This is a genomic window from Thermoanaerobaculum aquaticum (assembly GCF_000687145.1).
GTDB lineage: Bacteria > Acidobacteriota > Thermoanaerobaculia > Thermoanaerobaculales > Thermoanaerobaculaceae > Thermoanaerobaculum > Thermoanaerobaculum aquaticum.
Map to the genome: position 1 here is coordinate 1 of NZ_JMFG01000068.1, position 1,699 is coordinate 1,699.

Sequence of the window (1,699 nt, forward strand, 5' to 3'; positions counted from 1 at the left end):
AAACGCTCCGCACGATCCGCTTCACCAATCTCGTAGAGCCTTCTGAGCGACCCGAATTGATTATCTAAGTCTAATAAAGCCAGAACTAAGCGGCCTGGCGGCGATGAACTTAGGGCCTTAGTAATTTTTCTCGTGGAACAAACTACCGGTTCCTGCCGACTCGCAACAACAAACATATCGTACGCGGGAAACATGGCCGGTTCAAAGTGAATGAATCCAACCCCCAGGTACCTAAAAAAAAGCTGAATGGAGGACATGCTGAATAGGAACAAATGCTCTCGGGCCTTAAGCTGCTCCAAAAAGGGGTCGTCCCCTTCCAGCATTTCCTGGTAGCTTTTACCCTCTGGATAGCGCGGCGTCTGGATTAGAAAGATTCCATCCGGTTTAAGAAGGTTCAGGCAGCGTCGTATAGTTCCGGTTGGATTCGGCAAGTGTTCTAAAACATCCATAAGGATGATGGCGTCGAAAGAGCCAGCCTCTAACGATTGGTCCTCCACGGGACCTTGGAGAACAGGGATTTGAAACGTTTTGCGTGCGAAATCAACTACCCACGGGCTGAGCTCCAGACCAGTGGCATCGTATCCAGCAAAACGAAGGAGAGCAACAAATCCCCCATGACCGCTCCCGAGCTCTAGCGTCCGAGACGGCGGGAGCTTGTACTTTAACAGGGTCCGGAGCCAATGAAGGCATCTTTCCGGGATATCCTTCCGTGCCCTCGCGAAGATATCTGGATAACCCCAGGTCTGAACTTGGTGGGAAAGCCAATATTGTCGCCCATAGAGGTCGGCGTCATCGTCCTTTACCCTGCCGACATCTTTGTCGAAGCCGTGAGCAAACACGAGTGTTTCACAATTCGCACAACGGAGGTAGTCAGAGCTAAACTCCACCAAGGCATTATTTCCGCACCAGCATGAGGGGCTTTCTGTCATTTGCGTTTCCTGGCAAAGAATACAACTCCACTCGTTACCGTCCAATCACGCTCCATCTGCAGAAGTCCATGGAGAACATTTCGCATGGCTTGGGTGACGTTAGGGAAATGCCCCAGCCATTCCTGAAAAAACATGCCTGCCTCACCTCCCCTTAGCCTCAAATGCCATAAATTGTCCAAAAACAGAAATACGCGGCTAGTGACTTCCGGAACTATCGGGATATATTCCAACACTTCGAAACCTGCTTCGGTTAATCTCTCCGCCCAAACCTCGGTTGGAAGCGCATTAACCAAATGATGGTATGCTTCGTATTCCGCCTGCACTGACTGGGCACGCTCAGGCTCGCCAATAGCTTCCGCCAACAACCTCAATGTCGCCCATCTGCAGAGGTTGTCATTTACCACGCTGAGAAGGAAGGGCCCCCCGGGAGTTAAGCAAAACCACACACTCCTAAGGACCTCCGACAAGTGGTCCATGTGCTCGAGAGAGCAATTGGCGAAACCTGAGCCAAAAGACCCAGAGGAAAACGGAAGGCGGTGTGCCGGCCCAAGAAAGACCTCCCGGTAAACTCCTGATCGCTTAGCAGCCTCGACCATGAGGGGGTCGTGATCCACACCAACAGCCGAACGGACATTTGGCCAGAGAAGCCGAAAGAAACGCCCATCGCCGCAGCCAATGTCTAGTACTGGCTCCTCCAAATCATAGCGTCGATACGCAGCATATTCCCATGCTCTCCAGATACAAAGAGGAAGAATGTACGGATACAGGGT

General features: G+C 51.7%; 2 protein-coding genes. Both read right to left on the bottom strand.

Going from position 1 to position 1,699, the window contains the following annotated elements; translation table 11 throughout:
• Positions 1 to 887, bottom strand: an 887-nt coding sequence (locus EG19_RS12985; protein ID WP_161685676.1) for a class I SAM-dependent methyltransferase, incomplete at its 3' end; no start/stop codon positions are given.
• Positions 888 to 925: 38 nt separating this feature from the next.
• On the bottom strand, positions 926 to 1,699 hold a 774-nt coding region (locus EG19_RS13280), incomplete at its 5' end, for a class I SAM-dependent methyltransferase (protein ID WP_152544076.1).